The organism is Variovorax boronicumulans (assembly GCF_040544675.1).
Lineage (GTDB): Bacteria > Pseudomonadota > Gammaproteobacteria > Burkholderiales > Burkholderiaceae_C > Variovorax > Variovorax boronicumulans_D.
Genome location: NZ_JBEPKK010000006.1, coordinates 88,427 through 104,947, shown reverse-complemented (window position 1 = coordinate 104,947; position 16,521 = coordinate 88,427). Strand labels below are relative to the sequence as shown.

At 60.9% G+C, this 16,521-nt stretch carries 16 protein-coding genes and 2 riboswitches; of the genes, 3 read left to right on the top strand and 13 right to left on the bottom strand.

The window, feature by feature from the left end:
• Window positions 1-43 precede the first annotated feature (43 nt).
• Window positions 44-1,081: a GDP-mannose 4,6-dehydratase gene (gene gmd, locus ABIC90_RS12980; RefSeq protein ID WP_354354528.1), complete on the top strand. Its 1,038-nt coding sequence runs from the start codon at window positions 44-46 to the stop codon at window positions 1,079-1,081.
• Window positions 1,078-1,944: an NAD-dependent epimerase/dehydratase family protein gene (locus ABIC90_RS12975; RefSeq protein ID WP_354354527.1), complete on the top strand. Its 867-nt coding sequence runs from the start codon at window positions 1,078-1,080 to the stop codon at window positions 1,942-1,944. Before gmd ends, ABIC90_RS12975 begins: the two co-directional genes overlap by 4 nt.
• A 251-nt stretch (window positions 1,945-2,195) precedes the next feature.
• Here the strand turns inward: ABIC90_RS12975 and rfbC are convergent, their stop codons facing one another.
• From rfbC to rfbB, 12 genes are read right to left on the bottom strand one after another with little or no spacing between them, the layout of a single operon-like run.
• Window positions 2,196-2,744: a dTDP-4-dehydrorhamnose 3,5-epimerase gene (gene rfbC / locus ABIC90_RS12965; RefSeq protein ID WP_354354526.1), complete on the bottom strand. Its 549-nt coding sequence runs from the start codon at window positions 2,742-2,744 to the stop codon at window positions 2,196-2,198.
• A gap of 27 nt (window positions 2,745-2,771) precedes the next feature.
• Window positions 2,772-3,512, bottom strand: a complete 741-nt coding sequence (locus ABIC90_RS12960) for a cephalosporin hydroxylase family protein (RefSeq protein WP_354354525.1) — start codon at window positions 3,510-3,512, stop codon at window positions 2,772-2,774.
• Entirely contained in the window at window positions 3,502-4,569 is a 1,068-nt protein-coding gene (locus ABIC90_RS12955) for a class I SAM-dependent methyltransferase (RefSeq protein ID WP_354354524.1), read from the bottom strand. Before ABIC90_RS12955 ends, ABIC90_RS12960 begins: the two co-directional genes overlap by 11 nt.
• Window positions 4,569-5,414: an NAD-dependent epimerase/dehydratase family protein gene (locus ABIC90_RS12950; RefSeq protein WP_354354523.1), complete on the bottom strand. Its 846-nt coding sequence runs from the start codon at window positions 5,412-5,414 to the stop codon at window positions 4,569-4,571. Before ABIC90_RS12950 ends, ABIC90_RS12955 begins: the two co-directional genes overlap by 1 nt.
• The gene (locus ABIC90_RS12945; RefSeq protein WP_354354522.1) at window positions 5,411-6,637 is read right to left on the bottom strand and encodes a class I SAM-dependent methyltransferase; all 1,227 of its coding nucleotides are present in this window, start codon (window positions 6,635-6,637) and stop codon (window positions 5,411-5,413) included. The genes ABIC90_RS12950 and ABIC90_RS12945 overlap by 4 nt, the downstream gene beginning before the upstream one ends.
• Window positions 6,638-7,192 carry a dTDP-4-dehydrorhamnose 3,5-epimerase family protein gene (locus tag ABIC90_RS12940; protein WP_354354521.1) on the bottom strand — a complete coding sequence of 185 codons (555 nt, stop codon included), beginning with the start codon at window positions 7,190-7,192 and terminating at the stop codon, window positions 6,638-6,640. It lies immediately after the preceding gene.
• Window positions 7,185-8,267 (bottom strand): CDP-glucose 4,6-dehydratase, encoded by a 1,083-nt coding sequence (gene rfbG, locus ABIC90_RS12935; protein ID WP_436318207.1) that lies wholly within the window; start codon window positions 8,265-8,267, stop codon window positions 7,185-7,187. The genes ABIC90_RS12940 and rfbG overlap by 8 nt, the downstream gene beginning before the upstream one ends.
• Entirely contained in the window at window positions 8,258-9,031 is a 774-nt protein-coding gene (rfbF, locus tag ABIC90_RS12930) for a glucose-1-phosphate cytidylyltransferase (protein ID WP_354354519.1), read from the bottom strand. Before rfbF ends, rfbG begins: the two co-directional genes overlap by 10 nt.
• Before the next feature lie 19 nt (window positions 9,032-9,050).
• Window positions 9,051-10,412 (bottom strand): glycosyltransferase family 2 protein, encoded by a 1,362-nt coding sequence (locus tag ABIC90_RS12925; RefSeq protein ID WP_354354518.1) that lies wholly within the window; start codon window positions 10,410-10,412, stop codon window positions 9,051-9,053.
• On the bottom strand, window positions 10,409-11,305 hold the full coding sequence (gene rfbA / locus ABIC90_RS12920; protein WP_354354517.1) for a glucose-1-phosphate thymidylyltransferase RfbA: 897 nt from the start codon (window positions 11,303-11,305) through the stop codon (window positions 10,409-10,411). Before rfbA ends, ABIC90_RS12925 begins: the two co-directional genes overlap by 4 nt.
• Before the next feature lie 31 nt (window positions 11,306-11,336).
• Window positions 11,337-12,227 carry a dTDP-4-dehydrorhamnose reductase gene (gene rfbD, locus ABIC90_RS12915; protein ID WP_354354516.1) on the bottom strand — a complete coding sequence of 297 codons (891 nt, stop codon included), beginning with the start codon at window positions 12,225-12,227 and terminating at the stop codon, window positions 11,337-11,339.
• Complete coding sequence (gene rfbB / locus ABIC90_RS12910) at window positions 12,224-13,294, bottom strand: dTDP-glucose 4,6-dehydratase (RefSeq protein ID WP_354354515.1); 1,071 nt, start codon at window positions 13,292-13,294, stop codon at window positions 12,224-12,226. Before rfbB ends, rfbD begins: the two co-directional genes overlap by 4 nt.
• A gap of 117 nt (window positions 13,295-13,411) precedes the next feature.
• A riboswitch (glycine riboswitch) is annotated at window positions 13,412-13,512 on the top strand.
• Between the two features lie 4 nt (window positions 13,513-13,516).
• A riboswitch (glycine riboswitch) is annotated at window positions 13,517-13,634 on the top strand.
• A 91-nt stretch (window positions 13,635-13,725) separates the two neighbouring features.
• Between rfbB and ABIC90_RS12905 the strand changes: the two genes are divergently transcribed.
• Window positions 13,726-15,033 carry a D-amino acid dehydrogenase gene (locus tag ABIC90_RS12905; protein WP_354354514.1) on the top strand — a complete coding sequence of 436 codons (1,308 nt, stop codon included), beginning with the start codon at window positions 13,726-13,728 and terminating at the stop codon, window positions 15,031-15,033.
• Between the two features lie 13 nt (window positions 15,034-15,046).
• Here the strand turns inward: ABIC90_RS12905 and ABIC90_RS12900 are convergent, their stop codons facing one another.
• The gene (locus ABIC90_RS12900; RefSeq protein WP_354354513.1) at window positions 15,047-16,456 is read right to left on the bottom strand and encodes an RtcB family protein; all 1,410 of its coding nucleotides are present in this window, start codon (window positions 16,454-16,456) and stop codon (window positions 15,047-15,049) included.
• Window positions 16,457-16,521 lie beyond the last annotated feature (65 nt).

Below are 16,521 nucleotides of genomic sequence, written 5' to 3'. Positions count from 1 at the left end.
TGCGCCAGACAGTCATTCAGTTAAACAAGGAAAGAGAACCTCGATGAAAAAGCGCGCTGTTGTAACAGGCATCACGGGCCAAGACGGTGCCTATCTGGCGGAATTGCTGCTGGAAAAGGGCTATGTGGTCTACGGAACCTATCGCCGCACGAGTTCCGTCAATTTCTGGCGCATTGAAGAACTCGGAATCCAAGGCAACCCGGATCTGCACCTCGTGGAGTACGACCTGACAGACCTGGGCAGTTCGATCACGTTGCTTAAAGACGCCACGCCGGATGAGGTCTACAACCTCGCCGCGCAGAGCTTTGTGGGCGTGAGCTTTAACCAGCCCGCAGCCACGGCACAGATCACCGGCATCGGCGCGCTTCACTTGCTCGAAGCCATCCGCTTGGTCAACCCCAAGATCCGCTTCTACCAGGCATCGACGTCCGAAATGTTCGGCAAGGTACAGGCCATCCCTCAGGTCGAAGATACCCCCTTCTACCCGCGCAGCCCGTACGGCGTGGCCAAGCTCTACGCCCACTGGATGACGATCAACTACCGCGAGAGCTACGACATCTTCGGCTGCAGCGGCATCCTGTTCAATCACGAGAGCCCGCTGCGCGGACGGGAGTTCGTCACCCGCAAGATCACCGACAGCGTTGCCAAGATCAAGCTCGGCAAACTGGACGTGTTGGAACTCGGAAACCTCGACGCCAAGCGTGACTGGGGTTTTGCCAAGGAGTACGTCGAGGGCATGTGGCGGATGCTGCAGGTGGATGAACCCGACACCTATGTACTCGCCACCAACCGAACGGAGACCGTGCGCGATTTCGTCAAGCTGGCATTCAAGGGCGCCGGCATTTCCGTCGATTTCAAGGGCTCGGCCGAATCCGAGACCGCGGTCGACACCGCCACCGGCAAGACCGTGATGCGCGTGAATCCCAAGTTCTATCGCCCCGCCGAGGTCGAACTGCTGATCGGCGATCCAGCCAAGGCGAAGGCCAAGCTGGGTTGGGCTCCCGCCACGACGTTGGAGCAACTGTGCCAGATGATGGTAGAGGCCGACTTGCGGCGTAACACCCAGGGCTTCTCGTTTTGAAGATCCTGCTGACAGGCGCAGCCGGATTCACCGGCAGATTGTTTGCCGAACGAGCTTCTGCGGCTGGCCACACGGTCGTGGCATTGCAGGCCGACCTGACCAATGCAGCCGCCTTGCAGAAAGAAGCACTGGCAGTGGCACCCGATGCCGTCGTGCACCTGGCGGCGATCAGTTTTGTTGGCCACGCGAACGACCACGCGTTCTACGGCGTGAATGTGGTTGGCAGCACAAATCTGCTCAATGCACTGGTGGCATTACCGGTTCGCCCACAGCGAGTGTTATTGGCGAGCAGTGCAAACATCTACGGCAATAGCACGCACTCCCCCATCGATGAGATGCAACCGCCGGCGCCGGTCAATCACTATGGAATGAGCAAGCTCGCCATGGAGTACATGGCACGGACATACATGGATCGATTGAATCTGGTTATTACACGGCCGTTCAATTACACAGGGCCGGGGCAGGACATCAATTTTCTGATTCCCAAGCTCGCAATGCATTTTGCTGAGCGTGCGCCTTCTATTGCGCTCGGCAATTTAAACGTCGAGCGCGAATTCAATGACATCCAGATGGTATGTGACGCCTACCTGACCTTGCTCGAACATGGCAAACCCGGCGAAGCCTACAACATCTGCTCCGGAAACCCATACTCGCTTCGGTTCGTCATTGATACATTTGCTCGATTGACAGGGCACTCGCCTGTCATAGAAGTCAATCCAGCGTTCGTGCGTGCCAATGAAGTTCACAGGTTGTGCGGCAATCCCGAAAAGCTCAATGACGTGATCAAGGCGAGCGGGGGAGCCGTGCACACGCCATCGCTTGCCGAAACACTGGAACGCATGTTGCAGGCGTTCCAAAAATAGTCAGCGGTAGGTACGGACGAAAACTTGGACTACCTAGGGATAGTTCATGTATTCAAACGAAGACCTGATTCGAGCGGTTGAGCTCTACATCAAGCTCGGCAAACACCTCGGGGCGACCATTCGTCGGTTGGGACACCGAGTAAGAATGCGTTGAAGGGTTGGTACCGGGAGTACGAGCAGCGGCACGTTGCTATCCAGTTCCTTGCCGTAAAGAATTGACTTCGGCGACGGAGTTTCTAAACCCGATCCGTTTATTTGAACAGATCGGCTTCGCCGAGCGAAGAGCCTGCCGCGTCCTTCGCAGAAAGCTGCGGCGGCATGCCGATGTCCGGCCAGGTAATGCCCAAGGCCTGGTCGTTCCAAGCGATGCACCGCTCGTGCTCTGGCGAGTAGTAATCGGTCGTCTTGTACAGAAATTCGGCAGTCTCGCTCAGCACCAGGAACGCGTGTGCAAAACCTGCGGGCACCCAGAGCTGCTTATGGTTTGCTGCCGTCAACTCCAGCCCAATCCATCTGCCAAATGTTGCCGACGACTTGCGAATGTCGACCGCGACATCGAACACAGCGCCGCGAACGACTCGTACCAGTTTTCCCTGCGGCTGACGGATCTGATAGTGCAACCCCCTCAGAACGCCTTTGACCGAACGCGAATGGTTGTCTTGAACGAAATCGACGTGCCTGCCAATTGCTTCGTCAAACGCCTTCTGGTTGAAACTCTCGAAGAAGAAGCCGCGCGCGTCGCCGAACACCTTGGGTTCGATCACCAGAACATCGGGAATGGCAGTGGGTGTAGCTTTCATTGGATGACAGGAGTTGGCTGGCTTTGATCAAGCTACGCGCTTGAGGTATCCGTTAGGGGCAACGCTGACCAGCAATTTGTTGTCGACGGCGCGGTCGATTTCGAACAAGGCGTGTTGAGTCTTGAGAAACTCGTGCACGGCGGTCTTGGGATTGTCCCCCGGACCCCATGGACGATCGGGGAAAAGGCCTTCTGGCAAGTCTTCGACGATGGTGTCAAACACGACGCAATAGCTGCCCACGGTCACCAGGGGCGCGTACGCCTCGAGTTCCGCAAGCACGTGTGCGTGCGTATGGTTGCTGTCTAGGCATACAAGCACGCTGCGCTTGCCGGCGGCGGCTTGGCGCACCTGCTCGATGATCTCCGGTGAAATGCTCGAGCCCTCGATCATCGAGATGCGCTTGAACATCGGATGAGCCTCGATGGCGCTACGGTTGTGCGCACGTATGTCAATGTCCAAGCCCAGCACTTTCGCGTCGGCTGGGCCACCGCACGCGGCATTCAGTTCGAGCATGGCCGCGGAAAAAATCAACGAGCCACCGTGCGCGATGCCGGTCTCGACGATCAGGTCCGGCTGCACACGCCAGATGATTTCCTGCATCGCAACGATGTCCTGCGGGTACTGGATGATGGGGCGGCCCATCCACGAAAAGTTGTAAGAATAGCCTGCACTGATCGAAGATTCGATCAACCCTTTTGCATCCGCCTGCAGCGTTGCATTGGTTCCATTGGCCGCTACGCGGGCTGCGACTTCAGCTTCAAATGACATTTTGGTCCACCTTCACAAGACGAAATTTCCCTTGCGATTGCATCAGGATTTCGTCGAAATAATTTGAGTTCATTACAAACACGAGCGCCCCGTCCGGCAGCGTCTTCAACGCGGTTTCTGGCGCCACGATCTTCAGGCCCGTACCTGCCATGTATCTGTTCTGCTTGACAGGATTGATGTCCACGGCCAAGTCGAATTCAATACCCGCCAACCGCAAGTGGTGAGCAAATATCACGCCCTTGGACGACGCACCCCAAACAGCCTTCTCGCCGCGATTCGCTAGCGCAACGGCCCTGCTCTTGTCGATGCCCGCTGTGAAATTCGCCGGCAATTCGATGTGCCACCGAGGATCGGCTACTGGTACGCGCAGGCTGGCAAGATCTGCCACCACATAGAGGTACTGCCCCCCGAATACATGGCCTTTTTCGTAGATTCGTCCGAACATTCGATCAAAGTCGACGACCCTAAAGTAATTGACGTGTTCATAGAAGATGTCGAACCAAGCACAGCGAGCACAGATCCAATCGAAGCAGGGAACCTCAATGTAGATTTTCCCCTGATTGCCATTGGCCAGCGCAATCGCACGCAGGAAGCTCACGGGGTCCTGGATATGCTCGAGCACATGTCGGAGTACCAATGCGTCGGAAGACACACCGAGGCCAAGCGAGAACGGCGCCGCGATGACATGAGGGCTATCGCCTTCGTAAGCCGGATCTATGCCTGTGGCATCGTAGCCGGCCTGGCGCAAATGATTAAGAAAGTAGCCCTTGCCGCAACCTACTTCGATGAGCGACGGACTCAGAAAATGTCGCTTGACGATAGCCAGCACCGCGTCAAGATGCTCACGGAAAATGGAGGAACACGCCTGTTCGTTTTGATAGTCCGCGTCATATGTCAGCAACGCATCATCGAACTTGCTGTTGAACACCAACCCCGTGGCCTCATCCTGGGTCAGAACCATGTCGCCTCTGGGCGATGCTCGACCAGCAGCCGTGGTGTCGTACACCTTGTTCTGCAGAACTGGCAGTCCTGCAATTCGTAGGAGCTCGTGTCGCATCACATGGCTCCCATCAGTTGTTGCAGCTTGGCATTTCTTCCCCAGAACGCCATTGGCTCATAGCTCGGATATGGGAAGTGCCCGAGGACGAGCTTCATAGGCATTTGATACGTTTCGCGCCATCCCTCGACCAGGGAGCGCACCGATGTCGGGGTGCCGGAACACACGTTCACAACGCCCGCTCCAGCATGAAGAAGAGCCAGGGTCACCAGATACCGAGCCACATCGCGCACATGCAAGAAATCGCGCAACTGCTCCCCGCCCGACATGGCGAACTCTGCGTCGCCGCGCTTACTGGCCGCGATGAACTGGCTGTATAGCGACCCCGGTGCTTGGCCTTCACCATACATGTAGAAAAGTCGGGCCCACGTCAGGGCTAGGCCTGTGTCTGCAGCAAGGAACTGCAGTTCGCGCCGCAATGCATCCTTGGCAAAACCATAGGGATTGGAAGGATCGGGGACCAGGTTTTCGTCGAGTTCGCCGGACCGCATGCCGTACTCAAAACAGGTGCCCGCGCACACCAGCGAGCGAAGACCCGATTCCGCGAGTTGGCGAAGAAACCGGTATTGCTCAGGCAGTTGGGTCTCGAAATGATGCCTAGCCCGATAGTTCGGCAATCCATCCCATGCGAGATGAATCACCGCGTCCGGCTCGCCCAATCGGCGAAAGGCATCCTCCACAGGCCCCCCCATATCGATGGCGACATGCGCCATGCCAGCTGGCAACCACGACGCATCCGCCGCCCGGCGCGATGCCGCAACGACCTGGACGTCCTTCGACAGGGCGAGCACCTGCAATACGTGACGCCCCACGAAGCCGCTCGCGCCGGTGACCGCGATCTTCATCGGATGTCGATCCAAGGCACCGCACATACGAACTGACCACCCCATTCGCGGATGTAGGCAAGCTGGCTCATCACTTCGGCCTTCAGATTCCAGGGCAGGATCAGCACGTAGTGCGGCTGCTCCCTGCGCAGATGCGCTTCGTCAACGATCGGAATGCGGCTGCCGGGCATGTATTGGCCCTGCTTGGCGGGATTCCGGTCGACGACCCAGGGCAGCAGGCCCGATCTCACCCCGGCATAGTTGAGCAAGGTATTTCCCTTAGCAGCAGCGCCATACGCACCTACCCGCTTCCCCCTGCGCCTTGCGTCGATCAGGAACGTGAGAAGGCCATCCCTGATGTCGTCGGCTCTCGCCTGAAAGCCAGCGTAATACGCGGCCGTCTCGATGCCGGCCTCCGCCTCGATGTGCAAAAGTCGGTGCACGCGAGCGTCCTTCGGTCTCGTGCCCGTGTCACTGCGCTGCGCGTAGACGCGCAGGCTTCCACCGTGCGTTGAAAGCTCTTGGACATCAAAGATGTCGAGACCGTTGGCCTCGAACAGCCGCCTGACCGCTGAAAGCGAAAGATAGGAAAAATGCTCGTGATAGATCGTGTCGAACTGGCACCCGTCCACCAATTGCATGAGATGGGGAAATTCGAACGTGCCCACGCCCTGCGGCTTGAGCAATGCCGCGAAGCCAGCGACGAAATCATTCACGTCGGGAACGTGCGCGAGCACGTTGTTGGCCGCGGTCAGATCAGCCGCATTTCCTTGGCTGACCAGCCTCTGCGCCAGTGCCACACCGAAGAATTCCTCGACGATTTCCAGACCTTTGGCACGTGCGGCGCGCGCGGTACTCGCCGTCGGCTCGATGCCCATGCAGGGAATGCCTGCCGACTGAACATACTGCAGAAGGTAGCCGTCGTTGGCCGCCACTTCGACGACGCGAGACACCGCCGAGAGCGCGAACCGATCCACGACATGTTCGACATACTGCCGACTGTGCGCGAGCCAACTCGTCGAATAGGAACTGAAATAAGCGTACTCGCTTGAGAACAGCTCGGCGTAGTGCGCGCAATCTTCGGTCTGCACGAGCCAGCATTGAGTACAGGTGAACACGCGAAGCGGGTACCACTTCTCGGGCATAGCAAGCTGCGACGCGCTCAGGTAGGCGTTGGAGGGCGGGGACGACCCGAGATCCATCAATTGAAGCGAGAGCTCCGATTGGCAATGGCGGCATTTCATTTAGATACCAACGAAATCGGGTGTCAGGAGAGGACGCGCGGCGTCACGATCGGAAAGATCCGCGAACGGAAGCGGCCACGCAATGCGAAGCAAGGGGTCTGTGGGATTCACCCCGCCCTCTGCACCCTGAACATATGGCGCGGAGTGAACATATAACAGTTCGACGTCGTCGCAGAGCGTCTGGAACCCGTGTGCGAATCCTTTGGGTATGAGCAGGCTACGACCGTTGTCGCCGCTCAGCGTCTCCGCATGCCAACGGAGAAACGTCGGCGAGTTCCTGCGCAGGTCGAGCGCTACATCGAAGACCTCACCGCGCACGCAACTCACGAACTTGTCTTCCGCGTGCGGCGGATGCTGAAAGTGCAGACCCCGTAGCGATCCGCGACGGCGCGTGAGAGTCTGGTTCATTTGAGCAACCGGCTGATCGAAGCCAGCTACGGCCAGTTCTTCGGCGCAAAAAAATCGGCTGAAGAAGCCGCGCACGTCCTCGATGCGATAGCGCTGAACGACCTTGACGCCCTCCAGCGCCGTTTCGGTAATGGAGAACTTAGGCATCGATGGCTCCGCTGCTCCTACTCGTTTCGTACGCATCGATCTGCGCGAGCGACACGGCGTGCATGTCAGCGCCAGCCACCCAGGCTTGGTGCCATGCCACGGTTTGATTGAGGGCCTCGTCAAGCCCCCACCGGGGCACCCAGCCAAGCATGCTTCGAGCCTTGCTGCTGTCTAGCTTTAGATAGCTCGCCTCATGCGGGGTCGACTCGTGAGTCTCATGCCACTGGGTCTGGGGCATTTTCTGGACCAGGCGATCGAGCAAGCCGCGCACTGTGATGGCGTCTCGATCGGCAGGACCGAAGTTCCAAGCATCGGCAAAACGCGGATCTCTACCGGCCAGATGTTCAGCGAGTTGCAGGTAACCCGACAACGGCTCGAGCACATGTTGCCAGGGTCGCGTTGCGCCTGCGTAGCGCACTTCAAGTGTCCGTCCGTCTTGGGCCGCGCGGAAAAAATCCGGCACTAGCCGATCGTCGGCCCAGTCGCCTCCGCCGATCACGTTGCCGGCGCGAGCCGTGGCAAGCGCCACGTCCGCCGCGGCAAGAAATGACGCGCGATAGGCGGCACTCACGAGCTCTGCGCAAGCCTTGCTGCTGGCGTAGGGGTCGGTGCCGCCCAACGCCTCACCCTCGCGATAACCCCAGACCCATTCGCGGTTGTCATAGCACTTGTCCGTTGTGACGTTGACGACCACGCGCACGCTCTCGCACGACCTGACGGCCTCGAGCAGATGGACCGTTCCCATGACATTGGTCGCATAGGTTTCCACTGGCTCGCGGTACGACTGACGAACAAGCGGCTGGGCCGCAAGATGGAACACGATGTCGGGTGCAATCACTCGAACCGTGTCGCGCAAAAACTCGCCATCGCGCACGTCGGCGATGAAGTTTCGCTTCAGGACTTCGGCAACGCGCGCCGCCGAGAATAGGTTGGTGGGCGTCGGCGGCGCGAGCGCGTAGCCGTGGACCTCGGCACCCAGGCGGTGCAACCACAAGGCCAGCCAACTGCCCTTGAAGCCCGTATGACCCGTAATCAGGACGCGCTTGCCCTGCCAGAACGCGGGATTCACGGCCATACCTTCCAAGGCGCGGCGTTACTTGCCCACAGGTGTTCGAGTTGCGTCTTGTCGCGCAGCGTGTCCATGGGCTGCCAGAAACCAGCATGCTCGAACGCCATCAACTGGCCCGCCTGCGAGATCTGCGCGAGCGGCTCGCGCTCCCAACTCGTCTGGTCCCCGTCGATGTAGTCAAGGCATCGCGGTGACAGCACGAAGAAGCCTCCGTTGATCCAGCCGCCATCACCCCGCGGTTTCTCGACGAAGCCTCGGACCACATCGCCATCTCGCTCGATCGCACCATACCGGCCTGCCGGCTGGACTGCAGTCACGGTCGCGAGTCGGCCATGGGAACGGTGGAATTCGATCAGCTGATCGATCCGCAGGTTCGCCACGCCATCGCCGTAGGTGAAGCAGAACGCATCGTCGTCCTTCAGGTACTCGCCCACGCGTTTCAGGCGACCACCGGTCAGCGTCTCGTCCCCCGTATCGACCAGCGTCACCTTCCAGGGTTCCGCCTTGCGCTGGTGCACATGCATCTCGTTGCTGCGCATGTCGAAGGTCACGTCGGACATATGCAGGAAGTAATTGGCGAAGTACTCCTTGATGACGTAGCCCTTGTAGCCGCAACAGATGATGAAGTCATTGATGCCGTAAGCCGAGTACAGCTTCATGATGTGCCAGAGCATGGGCTTGGCACCGATCTCCACCATGGGTTTCGGCTTGAGATGGGTCTCTTCCGAGATGCGTGTTCCCAAGCCGCCGGCGAGGATGACTGCTTTCATGCGTTGGAGGCCTCGTACATTATTTGGTCAGCTGAAGAAGCCCGAGTTTCCTGGCGATTCGCACCAAAGGGCGACTGCTTAGTTCCTGAAATTTTTTCGCCGATTCCAGGCGCCCTTTCTCGGCGACTTCAAATTTTGCGAAGGCGGAACTCTCTCGAGTTCGACACGCCAGAAGTTCCGTGACTAATTCGTCGTGCTCGCGTGAAAGCCGAAGAACCTCTCCCGACAATTCGGCGTGCGTGTCTCTTCTTGCTTGCGTCGCTTCAGCGATCTCATCTTCGAGCAGTTCAGCATTCTTGCGCGCCAATTTCATCCAGGCAATTGTCAACCCCAGCAAGTCATCGGCGCTGTCAGCTGTGCCTGCCAATCGGGCTTCCAGTTCGCGGCCCGTCGAGGGAAGTCGGAAGACATTGCTGGCGCCCGGGGCAGATTCCGAAGGCACGCCTTCAAGCAACGAAAAAGCCGTGTCCCAATCTCCGAGGCGAAATCCCGCTGCCATCGCAGCAGAAAGGCGTGCGCGAGTCGACAGTTCCGTTTCAGCGGGGGCCCGCCATGCCCCCCTATAACGCTCTTCGATGCATTTGCGAAGAGGTAGGTACTCTTCCAGCGTGAATATCTTGCGCCGATCAATTTCGCGGTCCAACCGTTGAAACAGCAGGGCCCACGAGTGAATGTGCGAGACATTGAAGTCGCGGCTGGCCTGGTTGGAGTGGACAGAATAGACGGCGCCCGGCCGGTTGCATAAATAGACCGGATACTGGCAAAAAATCTGCAGTTGAAAATCAACGTCGCTCGGCAGGCCGGTGCGCAGATACGGCGCACCGACACAAGCCAGCGTCTCCTTGCGCCAGAGAACGGAGCTCCACCCGTAGTGGAGATAACGCATCCAATCGGTGAGATGTTCACGCGGGTGCAGCAATCCGAAATGCAGTTTTTCGAGAGGCGCCGGATATGTTTCGATGAATGAACCAGCCTCATCTCGCGCCTCCGTCACAAATACCGCGGCCCCAACCTCGCGGTGGCCTTCAAGTATTTGATAGGCGTCATGCAGAAAGCCAGGGAGCAACCAGTCATCGTCGGCCAGCGGCACAAAGTAGGCCGTCGAGACAGTGCCGAGCGCGTGTTGATAGTTGGCAGTGGATCCGATGTTTTCCGGACGTCTCAGATAAATGACACGGGAATCGTTCGCGACAAGATTGCGAACATATGCTTCGGTCTGATCCGTCGATGCGTTGTCGAAGATATGCACTTCGACCGGTACTCGGCGCTCCTGCAACACACTTTCAACGGCCTGCTGCAACTGCACCCGCCGATTGAATGTGGGGATGAGTACCGTGATCTTGTTTCTTGAATTGGTGGAGGGCGACTCATCGCCGCTCACGAGCGCACCTGATCGGTCAAGAGGTGTCTCAAGTATTTTCCGTAGCCGCTCTTCTCCAAGGGTGCCGCCAGTTTTTCGAGTTGCTCGCTGGTAATGAATCCGTTGCGCCATGCGATTTCTTCTGGGCAGGCAATTTTCAAGCCCTGACGGTGTTCCAGCGTTGCGATGAACTGACCCGCCTCTAACAAGCTTTCGTGGGTTCCTGTATCCAGCCATGCGTAGCCGCGCTGCATGATCTGGACGTTGAGGCTGCCCCTGTCCAGATAGGTCTGATTGACGGACGTGATTTCCAGCTCGCCACGCGCGCTCGGCTTGACCGCCTTGGCGATGTCCACGACTTGGTTGTCGTAGAAGTAGAGGCCGGTGACGGCATAGCTGCTCTTCGGCTTCAGCGGCTTTTCCTCGATGCTGCTCGCCTTGCCATTGGCATCGAACGCCACCACCCCATACCGCTCCGGGTCCTGCACGTGATATGCGAACACCGTGGCACCCGCTTCCTTCGAATCCGCATCCGCCAGCAGATGCGCGAAGTCATGGCCGTAGAAGAGGTTGTCCCCCAGCACCAGCGCACTCGGCGAATTGCCCAGAAATTCCTCGCCGATCAAGAACGCCTGCGCCAGCCCGTCCGGGCTCGGCTGCACCGCATACTGAAGGTTCATGCCCCATTGGCTCCCATCCCCCAGCAGTTGCTGAAAGCGCGGCGTGTCCTGCGGCGTGCTGATGATCAATATGTCGCGCATACCGCCCAGCATCAGCGTGCTCAGCGGGTAATAGATCATCGGCTTGTCGTACACCGGCAGCAGTTGCTTGCTCATGGCAAGCGTCGCAGGGTGCAGACGGGTGCCCGAGCCACCGGCGAGGATGATGCCTTTGCGTTGCGTCGTCTTGGTCATGGGTGTTCGTGTCTCTTGTCTTGCTCTGCGATCAGAAGGTCTCGCGCAACATGCGTGCCACGCCCGACTGCCACTCGGGCAGCACGAGCCCGAAAGTCGTCTGCAGCTTCGTCGTGTCCAGCCGCGAGTTGTGCGGCCGCGTGGCCTGCGTCGGAAACGCCGTGGTGGGCACGGGCTCGACCGCCTCGGGTCCGGCCTTGAGCTCGACGCCCGCGGCCCTGGCCTGCTCGATCACGAAGCGCGCATAGCCGTGCCATGTGGTCACGCCACCGGCCACCGCGTGATAGAGCCCCGCCTTCGCCGGGTCCTGCAGCGTCGCGCGAATGGCGTGCGCGGTGATGTCCGCCAGCAGTTCCGCACCGGTGGGCGCGCCGAACTGGTCGTCGATGACCGTGAGCTTGTCGCGCTCCTTGGCGATGCGCAGCATGGTCTTGGCGAAGTTGCCGCCGCGCGCCGCATACACCCAGCTGGTGCGAAAGATCAGGTGCTTCGCGCAGCGCTGCGCCACGAGCTGCTCGCCTTCGAGCTTGGTGCTGCCGTAGACGCTGAGCGGGCCAGTCGCATCGTCTTCCTGCCATGGCTTGCTGCCGCTGCCGTCGAAGACGTAGTCGGTCGAGTAATGCACCATCAGCGCGCCGATCTGCTGCGCGGCTTCGGCCACCACGCCGGGCGAGGTGGCGTTGAGCTTGCGGGCGAACTCGGGTTCGCTCTCGGCCTTGTCGACCGCGGTGTGCGCAGCGGCATTCACGATGACGTCGGGGCGGACCTTCAGCACCGTCTCGGCGAGCTGTTCGGGGCGGCTGAAATCGGCGTTGAAGTCGGTGCTGTCGAAATCGAGCGCGACCAGTTCGCCCAGGGGTGCGAGGCTGCGCTGCAGCTCCCAGCCGACCTGTCCGCCTTTGCCGAGCAGCAGCAGCTTCATGCCGTAGCCTTCGCGTCGTATTGCTTTTCGACCCACTCGCGGTACGCGCCGCTTTGCACGTTGCGCACCCATTCGCCGTTGGCCAGGTACCACTCGACGGTCTTGCGGATGCCGCTGTCGAAGGTTTCGGCGGGCTTCCAGCCGAGCTCGCGTTCGAGCTTGCGCGCGTCGATGGCGTAGCGGCGATCGTGGCCCGGGCGGTCGGTGACGTAGGTGATCTGCTCTTTGTAGGGCTTGCCGTCGGCCTTGGGGCTCAGCTCGTCGAGCAGCGCGCAGACGGTGTTGACGATCTCGATGTTGGGCTTTTCGTTCCAGCCGCCGACGTTGTAGGTTTCGCCGAGCTTGCCGGCTTCGAGCACGCGGCGGATGGCGCTGCAGTGGTCCTTCACGTAGAGCCAGTCGCGCACCTGCATGCCGTCGCCGTACACGGGCAGCGGCTTGCCGGCCAGGGCGTTGACGATCATCAGCGGGATGAGCTTCTCCGGAAAGTGGTACGGCCCGTAGTTGTTCGAGCAGTTGGTGGTGACCACCGGCAGGCCGTAGGTGTGGTGCCAGGCGCGCACCAGGTGGTCGCTGGCGGCCTTGCTGGCCGAGTACGGGCTGTTGGGCTCGTACTTGTTCTCTTCGGTGAAGGCCGGGTCGGTCTTGAAGAGCGAGCCGTAGACCTCGTCGGTCGACACATGCAGGAAGCGAAAGGCGGCCTTCTGGTCGGCCGGCAGGGCATTCCAGTGGCCGCGAACCGATTCGAGCAGGCGGAAGGTGCCGAGCACGTTGGTCTGCACGAAGTCTTCGGGGCCGTGAATGGAGCGGTCGACGTGCGATTCGGCCGCGAAGTTGACGACGGCGCGGGGCTTGTGTTCGGCCAGCAGGCGGTCGAGCAGCGCGCTGTCGCCGATGTCGCCCTGCACGAAGATGTGATGAGGGTTGCCCTTGAGCGACGCGAGCGTCTCGAGGTTGCCCGCATAGGTCAGCTTGTCGAGGTTCACGACGGGCTCGCCGCCTTGCGCGATCCAGTCGAGTACGAAGTTGGCGCCAATGAAGCCTGCGCCGCCGGTTACCAGGATCATGGGGTCCCCTGTTGTTGTCAGAACGATCGCCCGCTGGCGAATCAGCCAGCGATTATCCCATTGGCCCGACGGTCGGAGACCAAGGGGTTGGCGCTCGCGCAAGCCCCGCCTACAATCGCGCCCACTGCAGGAGAGCGGGCCACCCCGGTGGCCCTACCGAAGGCGCAAACTCCCATAAACGCTCAGGTCGGCCCGAACAAGGGGTCTGTACTGCAACAACTGATACAGCCGTCTGGAGAGCCATCGCACCACTTCAAGGGGTCGCGATGCACCGAAGGAGCAAACCCATTGCAAGGCGCAGCGGGTGAATCTCTCAGGTACCGAGGACAGGGGGAGCGGCAACTTGGACGGCGGACGTCCGGTTGCTTGCTATTGATTCAATAGCACACCACATCCGCCATTCAAGCGCTTCAACCTCAAAGGTACTTGAAATGCGTGTGATCGTTCTTGGCGCCGGCCTGCTCGGCGTGACCTCGGCTTACTACCTCCAGCAACTCGGCCACGAAGTGACCGTCATCGACCGGCAGGCCACCCCGGCAGCCGAAACCAGCTTCGCCAACGGCGGGCAGATCTCCGTCAGCCACGCCGAACCCTGGGCCAACCCCAGCGCGCCGCTCAAGGTGCTGCAGTGGCTGGGCAAGGAAGACGCCCCGTTGCTCTTTCGCATCCGCGCCGACATGCGCCAGTGGCTCTGGGGCCTGCAGTTTTTGCGCGAATGCACGCCGGCACGCACCAAACACAACATCGAACAGATCGTGCGCCTGGGCACCTACAGCCGCGACATGCTGCAGCAGTTGCGCCGCGACACGGGCCTGAGCTACGACCAGCGCACGCAGGGCATCCTGCATTTCTATACAACGCAGAAGGAGTTCGACGGCGCCCTCGCGCCCGCCGAGCAGATGCGCGCGCTGGGCTGCGAGCGGTTGGTGATCTCGGCCGACGAGGCCGTGAAGATCGAGCCCGCCCTCGCCCACATCCGCCCCCAGCTGGCGGGCGCCACCTACACGGCCGAAGACGAATCGGGCGACGCCAACCGCTTTGCGCGCGAACTGGTCAAGCTCGCGACCGAAGCCGGCGTGAAGTTCCTCATGAGCCACACGGTGACCGCGCTGCGCGAAGCCGGCGGCAGCATCGACCATGTCGAAGCCACCGACAACGAAGGCCGCTTCCAGCGCATCCGCGGCGATGCCTTCGTGCTGGCCATGGGTTCGCTGAGCCCGCTGTATGCGGCGCCGCTGGGCATCCGCCTGCCGATCTATCCGGCCAAGGGTTATTCGGTGACCCTGCCCGTCAAGGACGCCTCCAAGGCGCACCAGGTTTCGCTGACCGACGACGAATACAAGCTCGTGTTCTCGCGCTACACATCGGAGTCGGGCGACCGCCTCCGCATCGCTGGCACGGCCGAGCTCAACGGCTACGACCGCGACCTGAACCGCGTGCGCTGCGAAGCCATCGTGCGGCGCGTCGAAGAACTGTTCCCCGGCGCCGGCGACACCGAGCAGGCCCAGTTCTGGACGGGCCTGCGCCCCGCGACGCCGAGCAACGTGCCGATGATCGGCAAGACAAAGTTGCCCAACCTGTTCCTGAACACGGGCCACGGCACGCTGGGCTGGACGCACGCCTGCGGCTCGGGCAAGTCGATTGCGCGCATCGTGAGCGGGCTCGCGCCGGAGGTGGATTTCGCGTTCACCGGCATGCCGGCGCCGCAGCCGCGAATCGCGCAGCCCGCACTGGGCTGACGATCGCCTTGGATCACGCCTTGAATGTGATCCAGGGTTTCAGCCGCACGGCGCAACGGATCAGGCCCGCACTTTCCTGCGCGTCGATCACCTCCCCGATGGGTTTGTAGGCCTGCGGCGCCTCTTCGATCCAGCGCTCCTCGCGCAGGGTCACGCATTGCCAGCTGGCGCCCTCGTCCCGGTTCGCGGCGCCGCGCAAGGCGCGCACCTCCTGACGCCGCATCCGGCGGCCGGCGCCATGGCTGCACGACCACAACCACTCCTCATGACCAAGGCCGGTTGCGAGGTACGAGTGATCGCCCATCGACCCCGGAATCAATGCCAAGTCCCCTTCATGCGCCGGCGTTGCGCCCTTGCGATGGATGTTCATCCCGTGCTCGCGCAGCACCACGTTGTGCGGCACATCGACCACCAGCTTCGACGCCGTCGCGCCCAGCAGTTCCGTCATGTCCTTGCGCACCAGTTCGGCGAGCACGACACGGTTGGCCCAGGCATAGCGGGCCGCCACACCCATCGCCTCCAAATACTCTTCCGCCAGCGGTCCGGACAGTCCGTACAAGCCGCTGCGGGGATGACGCAGGCCCTGCGGCCATTCGGCCTTCGCACGGTCCATCCAGCGCCCACCGACGTGGAAGCCGATGTCGCGCGAACCGCTGTGAATCATCACCACCACTTCATCGGCCTTGAGGCCGGCGCGGTAGGCGGCGTGCCGGTCCATCACCTTGTCGACCACCTGCAGTTCCACGAAGTGGTTTCCGCTGCCCGGCGTGCCCAGACATGGGTCTCGAAAAACCTCATGGCGCGCGCCGGTGTATGCCTGCGGTGCGTGCCGCGCGCTGCCACCGAAACTCTCAAGACCGATACAGCGGTCGATCTCCGCGTGCAGCCGGTCGCGATCGCAGGACGACCAGAGCCCGTTGCCTTGGATGGCGTCGAGAAATGCGGCCGGTCCTACGTCGAACAGCGCCTTGAAGGCTGCCGTGTGCACCGGCACGTCGCGACCGTTGTGGAGCAAGCTGCGCGTGAGCCGATCGATGAGCCGTGTCTTGTGCGGCGCCACCTGGTCCAGCGTGAGGCCGGTGGTCAAGAGGCGCATGCCGCAGTTGATGTCGGTGCCCACCGCTGCGGGAATGACGAAGTCCGCGTCAGTCGCCACAACGCTCCCGACCGGTGCCACGGAGCCCGGATGGAAATCGGGCGTCGCGCAGGCCTTGCAGACGCCCTTCTCACCATCGGGCGAACGGACGCTGGCAAAGGCCAGCAACTGGTTCACCGCCTTCTCTTCCAGCGGCAGGCTTTTCGGCAAAAGCACCGTCGCTTGCGCAACCTCGTTGTGCAACTGATAGACACCGTTGCGGTAGTCGACGGCGATGCCGGCGCGCGAAAAAGCGCGTTGGAGTCTCAAAAAATGATTGCTGCTCATGGCTGCTGTTCCATTGGGAAACCATGTCGGTTTCCAGCCTCGGCCAGCATTGCGTGGCGAGGCGA

Excerpts from the sequence above, each read along its gene's own strand:
- rfbC (WP_354354526.1), bottom strand. The coding sequence starts at position 2,744 with ATGAAAGCTACACCCACTGCCATTCCCGATGTTCTGGTGATCGAACCC.
- ABIC90_RS12960 (WP_354354525.1), bottom strand. The coding sequence starts at position 3,512 with ATGTCATTTGAAGCTGAAGTCGCAGCCCGCGTAGCGGCCAATGGAACC.
- ABIC90_RS12940 (WP_354354521.1), bottom strand. The coding sequence starts at position 7,192 with ATGCCTAAGTTCTCCATTACCGAAACGGCGCTGGAGGGCGTCAAGGTC.
- gmd (WP_354354528.1), top strand. The coding sequence starts at position 44 with ATGAAAAAGCGCGCTGTTGTAACAGGCATCACGGGCCAAGACGGTGCC.
- rfbB (WP_354354515.1), bottom strand. The coding sequence starts at position 13,294 with ATGATCCTGGTAACCGGCGGCGCAGGCTTCATTGGCGCCAACTTCGTA.
- rfbD (WP_354354516.1), bottom strand. The coding sequence starts at position 12,227 with ATGAAGCTGCTGCTGCTCGGCAAAGGCGGACAGGTCGGCTGGGAGCTG.
- rfbF (WP_354354519.1), bottom strand. The coding sequence starts at position 9,031 with ATGAAAGCAGTCATCCTCGCCGGCGGCTTGGGAACACGCATCTCGGAA.
- ABIC90_RS12955 (WP_354354524.1), bottom strand. The coding sequence starts at position 4,569 with ATGCGACACGAGCTCCTACGAATTGCAGGACTGCCAGTTCTGCAGAAC.
- rfbA (WP_354354517.1), bottom strand. The coding sequence starts at position 11,305 with ATGACCAAGACGACGCAACGCAAAGGCATCATCCTCGCCGGTGGCTCG.
- ABIC90_RS12900 (WP_354354513.1), bottom strand. The coding sequence starts at position 16,456 with ATGAGCAGCAATCATTTTTTGAGACTCCAACGCGCTTTTTCGCGCGCC.
- rfbG (WP_436318207.1), bottom strand. The coding sequence starts at position 8,267 with ATGGCCGTGAATCCCGCGTTCTGGCAGGGCAAGCGCGTCCTGATTACG.
- ABIC90_RS12950 (WP_354354523.1), bottom strand. The coding sequence starts at position 5,414 with ATGAAGATCGCGGTCACCGGCGCGAGCGGCTTCGTGGGGCGTCACGTA.
- ABIC90_RS12905 (WP_354354514.1), top strand. The coding sequence starts at position 13,726 with ATGCGTGTGATCGTTCTTGGCGCCGGCCTGCTCGGCGTGACCTCGGCT.
- ABIC90_RS12945 (WP_354354522.1), bottom strand. The coding sequence starts at position 6,637 with ATGAAATGCCGCCATTGCCAATCGGAGCTCTCGCTTCAATTGATGGAT.